8 protein-coding genes are annotated in these 7,763 nt (G+C 38.4%); all 8 read right to left on the reverse strand.

All coding sequences use genetic code 11. The features are described from left to right. Positions 1 to 171: 171 nt before the first annotated feature. The 8 genes from aroC to Q7U95_RS06020 all read right to left on the reverse strand — a co-directional run bounded on the left by aroC (position 172) and on the right by Q7U95_RS06020 (position 7,307). Entirely contained in the window at positions 172 to 1,398 is a 1,227-nt protein-coding gene (aroC, locus tag Q7U95_RS05985; protein WP_308752747.1) for a chorismate synthase, read from the reverse strand. 104 nt (positions 1,399 to 1,502) lie between these two features. After that, positions 1,503 to 2,096, reverse strand: a complete 594-nt coding sequence (locus tag Q7U95_RS05990; protein ID WP_308752749.1) for a hypothetical protein — start codon at positions 2,094 to 2,096, stop codon at positions 1,503 to 1,505. Positions 2,097 to 2,137: 41 nt separating this feature from the next. Next, positions 2,138 to 2,683, reverse strand: coding sequence for a type 4a pilus biogenesis protein PilO (gene pilO / locus Q7U95_RS05995; protein ID WP_308752751.1), 546 nt, complete (start codon positions 2,681 to 2,683; stop codon positions 2,138 to 2,140). Next, positions 2,680 to 3,312 (reverse strand): PilN domain-containing protein, encoded by a 633-nt coding sequence (locus tag Q7U95_RS06000; protein WP_308752753.1) that lies wholly within the window; start codon positions 3,310 to 3,312, stop codon positions 2,680 to 2,682. The genes pilO and Q7U95_RS06000 overlap by 4 nt, the downstream gene beginning before the upstream one ends. Next, on the reverse strand, positions 3,309 to 4,436 hold the full coding sequence (gene pilM / locus Q7U95_RS06005; protein WP_308752755.1) for a type IV pilus assembly protein PilM: 1,128 nt from the start codon (positions 4,434 to 4,436) through the stop codon (positions 3,309 to 3,311). The genes Q7U95_RS06000 and pilM overlap by 4 nt, the downstream gene beginning before the upstream one ends. 215 nt (positions 4,437 to 4,651) lie before the next feature. Then, positions 4,652 to 6,142, reverse strand: a complete 1,491-nt coding sequence (locus Q7U95_RS06010; RefSeq protein WP_308752757.1) for a hypothetical protein — start codon at positions 6,140 to 6,142, stop codon at positions 4,652 to 4,654. 12 nt (positions 6,143 to 6,154) lie between these two features. Next, complete coding sequence (locus Q7U95_RS06015) at positions 6,155 to 6,886, reverse strand: prepilin-type N-terminal cleavage/methylation domain-containing protein (protein WP_308752758.1); 732 nt, start codon at positions 6,884 to 6,886, stop codon at positions 6,155 to 6,157. Positions 6,887 to 6,902: 16 nt separating this feature from the next. After that, the gene (locus tag Q7U95_RS06020) at positions 6,903 to 7,307 is read right to left on the reverse strand and encodes a prepilin-type N-terminal cleavage/methylation domain-containing protein (protein ID WP_308752759.1); all 405 of its coding nucleotides are present in this window, start codon (positions 7,305 to 7,307) and stop codon (positions 6,903 to 6,905) included. Positions 7,308 to 7,763 lie beyond the last annotated feature (456 nt).

Genomic DNA, 7,763 nt, shown 5'->3' on the forward strand with positions numbered 1-7,763 from the left:
TACCTAATCTCTCTACTTAATTTTTACTGAGTGCTGATATTGAAATTCATTGTAACTAATTGAAATTTGTAGAGATTAACAGTTACTTACTCGAAATTTCCACATAATCTCTTCCCGGTTTCCATTTAATTACAACTTAATTACCCCTAATTTCTATTTAATCTCCACCAATTACTCCTTAATCCTTAATCCTGACCTTACCCTTTTCTTGCTATCAGCTATCTGCCCCGCCAGAGGCGGGCAAGCATCTGCTATCTGCTTTAAATAACCCTCATAATTTCTTTTTAGCTCCAAAATGCTATCTCCGCCAAACTTTTCTATAAGCGCATTGGCAATTTCAAAAGCAGTCACTGCTTCGCCCACCACCGCCGCAGCCGGAACAGCACATACATCTGCTCGTTCTTTAAGAGCAGAAACGAGTTTTTTGGTTACAATATCCACCGTCTTTAAAGGCTTACTCAAAGTAGGTATCGGTTTCATAGCGGCTCTAATAAGTATCGGCTCACCATTTGTCATGCCGCCTTCAAGGCCTCCGGCGCGATTTGTTTTCCTGTAAAATCCTTTGGAACCATCATAAAAAATTTCATCATGAGCTTTAGAACCATAAAGTCCGGAAATTTTAAATCCTTCGCCAAACTCAACGCCTTTTATGGCAGGGATACTTACAATAGCTCGTGAGAGTCTCCCATCTAAACGCCTGTCCCACGAAATATAACTTCCAAGGCCCGGAGGACAACCATAAACCAATACCTCGAAAATACCGCCCAGCGAATCTTTGGCTAAAGAAGCGGCTTCTATCTCTTTTAACATTTCGGTTTCCGCTTTTTTATCAAAACATCTGACCGGAGATAAATCAATCTTAGATAACTCACTTGGCTTCGGTGATACTTTAAGAGATGTAGAACATGACCCTATTCTGACAACGTGACTCAATATTTTTATATCTAATTCATTCAAGAGTAATTTGGCAAATGCTCCCACAGCAACCCTTGCCGCGGTTTCCCGAGCGCTTGCCCGCTCTAAAACATTGCGGATATCGTCAAAATTCATCTTAAAAATTCCCGCTAAATCTGCGTGGCCCGGCCGAGGTTTAGTAATTTTTTCCGGCTTTCGCTCAGTTTCCTCGCTGGACATAACTTCTAACCAGTTTTCCCAATCTCTGTTTTTAATTAAAAACGAAATTGGACTACCTAAAGTTTTACCAGCTCTCACACCGGCAATTATTTCAATTTCATCTTTTTCAATTTTCATGCGGCCGCCACGGCCAACACCCATTTGCCTTCTTGAAAGCTCCTCGTTTATAAAATGTCTTGAAACCTCAAGGCCGGAGGGCAATCCCTCAATTATGGCAGTTAACCCCGGACCATGTGATTCTCCAGCCGTCATATATCTCAACATTTGCTCACCTCATTAATAAAAATTTTTTAATTAATTTATTAAAATAAACGGCACTTTACAAAGTGCCGTTTGGAAGGATATAGATTTAAATTCCTCTTTTTATATCACTTGATAATTTCCTCTCCAAGCTTTATCTCAATCAGGTCTTCACCGTATAAAAGAGTAACACTGTCTTCCCCTATTGAAACAACTTGGTATGGAGAATCATCCACCCTGTCGCCTTCGGTCACTTTATAGATTGTGCTTCCGTATCTTATTGAAGCATATTTTACTTCATTTTCAGTATAAATGTCCTCTAATACTAATATTAATACTCCTGAATCCGACACGCCATCGGTTGTTTCAGTTGACGTAGTTGTTGCCGGGTCGGAAGGAACGCTAACTATTGGCTCAAACGGATCTTTATATTCATAAACCTCAAAACCCTCAATCTTTTCATCTCCAATTTCAGGAGCTTCTTTTTTGGATTCAACCTTCGCTTTCTCTCCGACTACCTCCGAACCGGCAGGTGGCTTAATTATCACAGGGGTTTCACTTACCTGAAACCCTTTAAGAACTAAGAACAGCACAACTAAAACTACCAAAAAGATACCCAGTACTCCAATTGCACCTACAATTATTTGGCCTTTTTTGGTCTTTGTGGCCAAGCTTATTTGGCTTTTTTTAGTTTTTAAAAACTCGCGCAATTTCTTAAGCACTTTTTGTCCTTCCTCAAATAAAACTCCTATTTTAATTAACCTTACCGCACAACAAAAGCATCCGCTTTTATTGAAACAGTTAAATGCGGCAATCCATCTGGTCCAGCCCCTATACTTACACTCGTTATCTTTATTTCACGCTCATTGTTGCGAACCCTATACAAAAAATCAATTAAATTAAAAAATCTTCCTGTAGTTGTTATCGATAAAGGTACACTGATATACTCACTATCTCCCATCTCGGGAAGCTCACCGGGAGAAATTGTTATAAAATCAATCCCGGCATCACTTGCAATTTTGTTAATTTGCAAAATTAAAGATGGCAACTCGGGATTTTCGGGCATTTTTGCTTTTAATTTAGCTATCTCAGCTTCAATTTTTGCTGAATCTTTCTTTAAACTCTTAAGACGGCTAAGTGTTGCTTTTGCGGATTCAAGCTCGTTGTTTTCTAATTCCTGTTGAGTCCTTAAATCCTTAATTTGATTTATCTTAGGCATGACCACAAAAAACGCGAACAAAAGCATTAATATAAGAACTCCCGTCAACATCAAAATCATTTGATCTTTTTGAGACATTTTAAGTTTCATTCACTAACACCTTCTTCGGCACCAATCTCGGAAGAATTCTCAGATGAAGCTGACTCGTTTGTTTCTTCTTCAATCATCTTAGATGTCGAATCAAACCTAACAATTTCATAAATTATCGAAGTAATACCGGATTCACTCTTAAGCTCTAAATCAGCCTTACCGGCATTTGTAAACCATATGTTGTCCAATGACTTAATTTCCCCTAACCGTATCAACCATTTTGCAACAGACGGAAAATCAAAAGTATATCCGGTATAAGTAATTTTATCGACACTCATGCTTAAACTTTCCAAACAAACATCACTCGGTATAACCATGCTAATTTCATTTAAAAACTTATCCCAAGCAATTTCGTTAGCCATGGCGCTGTCCAAAATGCCCTGTTTTTTTTGAAGCTCAGCATGTCTTTCTTCGTATATTTTATATTGTCCTATCTCAGAATTTATTTTTTGCCTTTCATCTTTAATTTCTGTTAATTTTTTATCTTCCCGGCTAACTTTCAAATTTAAACCCAAAGAAGTAAAAACCATAAAAACAACCAAAATTACACCTGCTATCATTAGATAAACAAGTCTTTTTTCAGTCTTACGTTTTTGAATTATTTCTCCGGGTAATAAATTAATGCTCATTTTACAAACTCCCTTAGAGCTAACCCTAAACAGATAGCCATCGATAACTCGTCTTTCTGTATTTCTTTTTCAGGCAACCCCGGTGCAATTTTTATCTTCTCTAAAGAATGACCCAGACTGACATCGGCATTCAAATTCTTACTCATAAATAAATCAAAATTTTTCAACATAGCGCCACTTCCGGTAAAAATAATCTTTTTTATATCTTTACCTGGCGCTTGAGAAAGATAGTAGTCAAAAGAACGCCGGACCTCAGAAACAAACTTTGTTGCCTCGCCTTCTAAGATTTCCTGCACATCCACTGCTTTTTCTTGATATTTTTTAGGTATGCCCGCGAGTTTTTTCCCTTTCTGCGGTGCTAACCCCACGTTTATCTTTAACTCCTCAGCTTCATCAAAAGACACGCCTGAAGCATCCACTATGCTTTGGGTAAAGTTATTTCCTGCTATAACACCTACTCGATTAAAACGAATAACCCTGCCGTCTACGATAGATATGTTTGTTATTCCGGCACCCACATGGATGAAAGCGACAACGTTATCATTTTTATCTTCGGCCATCAAATCGGGTGAAGAGCTAAAAGAAAGCGCTCTAACAATTGCAAAAGATGACACGTCGATTGCAACCGGCTTCAACCGAGCAATTTCAAGAGCTTTAAGATTGTTCCCAATCATATCCTTTTGAGCGGCAACTAATAACACTTCAACCAAGTGATCTTCGTTTTCGTTCACATAGTCGCCAACTACTTCAAAATCCATAATTGCTTCATCTATGGGAATTGGAATAAATTCTTGAGCTTGAAATTTAAGAGCTCCTTGCAACTCATCTTTTTGCATAAAAGGAAGCTCTACCAAACGAACCACTACTTTTTGATTCATTACCCCTGTAACAACCTGTTTCTCAGAGATTTTCATCTTTTTCCAAAGCTCAATTAGAGAATTCCCCACAACTTCGGGTTCGATAATTTCTCCATCAGAGACTGCTCCTCGAGGAATTTCAATTGTCCCATAATTAGACAAAATAGGCGCTTCTTGAGAACCACTTAGCTGAACAGCTCTTATTGTGTTCGTTCCAATATCTAACCCTATTGGTTTTAATGAAGACTTAAATTTAAAAAAGCCCACTCAATCCTCCATAACTGCAACTTTAATAAGTTGCTAGTAATATCGCCTCGGGCGGGGCAAATAATTAATTATTTTATTTAGTTTAGTTTTTATTATAGCATCTACCGCCATAATTTTAATTCATAATACTTAAAATATACTATTTTTGCAAACAATATACTCGATGTTTTAAAATTACTTTATTTATCGACATAAAACCGTAAAATCTTTAAAATTTACCGCTCCCGCCAGGTGGAATAGTCTAAAACCGCTCCCGTAACAACTTTAAAAGCGGCTAACTCATCAAGCTTTGGAACAGCACCTCTAAAAAATATAATGTCCAAGCGATGCTGAGTTGTACTTCCAAAGTTTATATATCCATCCGGAGAAACAGCACCAGCACTTCCGGCCACCACACATCCAGCTATACGCACGTCTCCTCCATTAGTCTTTAGATCAAAATCTACTTTTTGTTTCGAAAATATTATTCCCTCATAATTGATATGATAATCCGTATCTGACGAATCATGCTCCGTTAAAACATTAACTCCATATTTTGAAATTATGGTTATCTCTCCATCGTCCGATGTGTCCGGAGTATCTTTGCCTTCCGTTCGAACATAATCTGCAATCTTAGTCATGCCGTTACTATAAAACTGGCACTCATCCCCCAAAGTGGTCCAAACATTTTTATTTTGACCTTTTATCTCCAGCGCAAGCTCGTTTTTAAGCTTATTCTTATCATTAACAGAACCGCCACCGGCGATAATGGTCACATTTGAACCAATTGTTGAGTGGTCGATTACTACATTTTCAAAGACGACTATTTCCACCGCGCTCCCACTGGGATTGCTGTTTTGAACCGTGGAGCCAGTAATAGTTAAATCTCCGCTGATTAACACTTGTGTTCCGGGGTCATATGTTTTAGTAATATTGTTCCAGATTACATCGCCAGTTTCCTCTTTTTTCGCCGAAGCTATCTTCTTTTCGTAAGATGAAGTGTCAAATTCAGGGAGCTCAACCTGTCCAACAATATCGTCTTTCCAGTGAGCTTGAGGATAAACTTTTGACCCCTCGACATACCTTTTACTGTCGGGGCCAACACCTGCGTTTGAATAAGCATATCCGAGATACTCTGGATCATATGGAGGATTATTCAATTCCTTTTCATCATTTACCACATACCCATGAATAATTAACTGACCATCGCTCATGACCACAACTTTATTAAGGTCAGTGGTTGCATTGTGAATGAACACTCCTTTATAATTCATATCCCAAGGATCGTTGGGGTCGCTTATTTCATCTCCGTGGATAGCCGTAAATTTAGCACCTGATAGTGCCCTATCAAAAGAGCCCGGCGTAACTCCAAGGGTGACATGAACAGTTATCTTTTTTGTAACACCGGCAACTTTCCCAATCGAAGTCAACAGTTTAGAATTAGAATCAAAAACAGTATAATAGCTGCCATTACCAAGTGAAATCGGAGAAGCTTCTGAAGCCACTGAGCCGGATACCCCATTGTTTAGATTCCAAAGGGCGTGATTAACACCTGCCTCGGTCAGATAATAAGCTTGGGCAATTTCTTTGTGTCTCGAAAACGAGAGCATTTCATTGTAAATTAATACTGTAAACATCGTGCCAACTAACATCATGATTACCATAATGCCTAATGCAAATGCCAACGCGTACCCTTTTTCGGATGATAACAAGCGATTTTTAAACATTTTAATCACATCCTAACCTTTGCTTCGGAACCTTACATCTGTATCTAACTTATAGGCCTCCGGCAATTTATCCGTATCCCTATCTATTATTAAACTTATACTAATTAAATCACCTGACCGGCTAAAAATTGGGATTGATAGCTCCCCGTTTGCAATATACTTGGCAACTATTGTATTTTCCAGCTCAGCTCCATCGCCAATTCTTATAATCTTTCTCCTTAAAGTTTTATCGAACTCAGAAAGTCCGTACTCAATATAAGCATCATAAGTATAATTTGCTTTAACTGTATCAATAAGGGTCAATAGTGTGCTAAATGTTACCTCTCCATTATCAGTATCTATACTTAAAGAGTCTAAGTCCTGTATGATATCGTTTACGTAAATAACGGGTAACGAGATATCTGTCAAAAGCCATGGATAATATGCCGAAGAATAAACGTTGTAAGAGCCTGCTACTTTTGGACTTAACTCTTCCTCTACTATTTGAATTCCCCTTACTCTGATGGTGTAACCGTCTGCTGATATCGAAATAATTTCATAACACTCCCTAATCTCCTTCGTCATTTGTTCTGTCGCGTTTCTTGCAACCTTCTGCGCGTCTATCTGACTTTCACCAATATTCGCGATATCTTGACTTGAAATAAGCATCGTATATAATCCACCTATTACAACCCATAAAATAGCAACGGCAACCATTAATTCAATTAATGAGAACCCTTTTTGATATTTTTTGCCTATTACCATTTGCTTCATCTCTTTCTTATTCTTCCAGCTTATTGCAGCGGTAGGTCACCAAAGATGTACTTTCCGTAGTGTTCTCGTGTTCCCAAAAAACCTCAACTATTATCTTTTTTAAATTACCACCGGCACCGGCAACATCTGAATTATCAACCGTTACACGCTTTACAAAGGTTCTGTTTCCAATGACAACTTCCTCATCCGGCCACGTTCCTATCGTAATGGAATTATGGGTTATGTTTCTTATCTCTTCCATCTTGTCGCGAGCAGAATTTATTGCAAGACTTAGTTCCGTCGAACGAGCCGTCAAACCTATTCCCTCAGAAAACATTACAAAAATTGGAATAAGCCCAATTACGAGAATGGTCATCGCAATCATTATTTCAGCAAGAGTAAACCCTCTCTCATCTTTGGAAAAAAACTTCATTTCCCCTCCAAAAATTCTTTTTTTAATAAAATTCTTATTCTAATAAAATATCGACATAATTAAAGATTAACTTTAGAGAATTTGTAGATACCTGCCCGCCGCTGGCGGGGCTGATGGCTGATAGCGAATAGAGTATAGAGTAGAAAACATTCTTTCTCGTCATTGCAAACGACCAAAAGGAGCGTGGCAATCTCGACTTTCTCTTATTAACTTATTGGTCTAAACAATTTCTGAGACTGCCGCGCCCTTCGGGCTCGCAGTGACAAATCTTGGTCTTTGCGATGCAAAACCCTTGCTTACCCTGTCTGCCGGCAAACAGGCCGTTTTTATTTTTTATATTTTAGTTTTTAATTTGCTGGAAATTGCTATCTACTTCCCCTGTCTCCAGGTTATCTCATAAAGTGACCTGTCGGGTTTTAAGAAGTAAGGTGGCTCTATGTAGTTGAGACGGTTGTC

Source organism: Candidatus Oleimmundimicrobium sp. (assembly GCF_030651595.1).
Classification (GTDB): Bacteria; Actinomycetota; Aquicultoria; order UBA3085; family Oleimmundimicrobiaceae; genus JAUSCH01.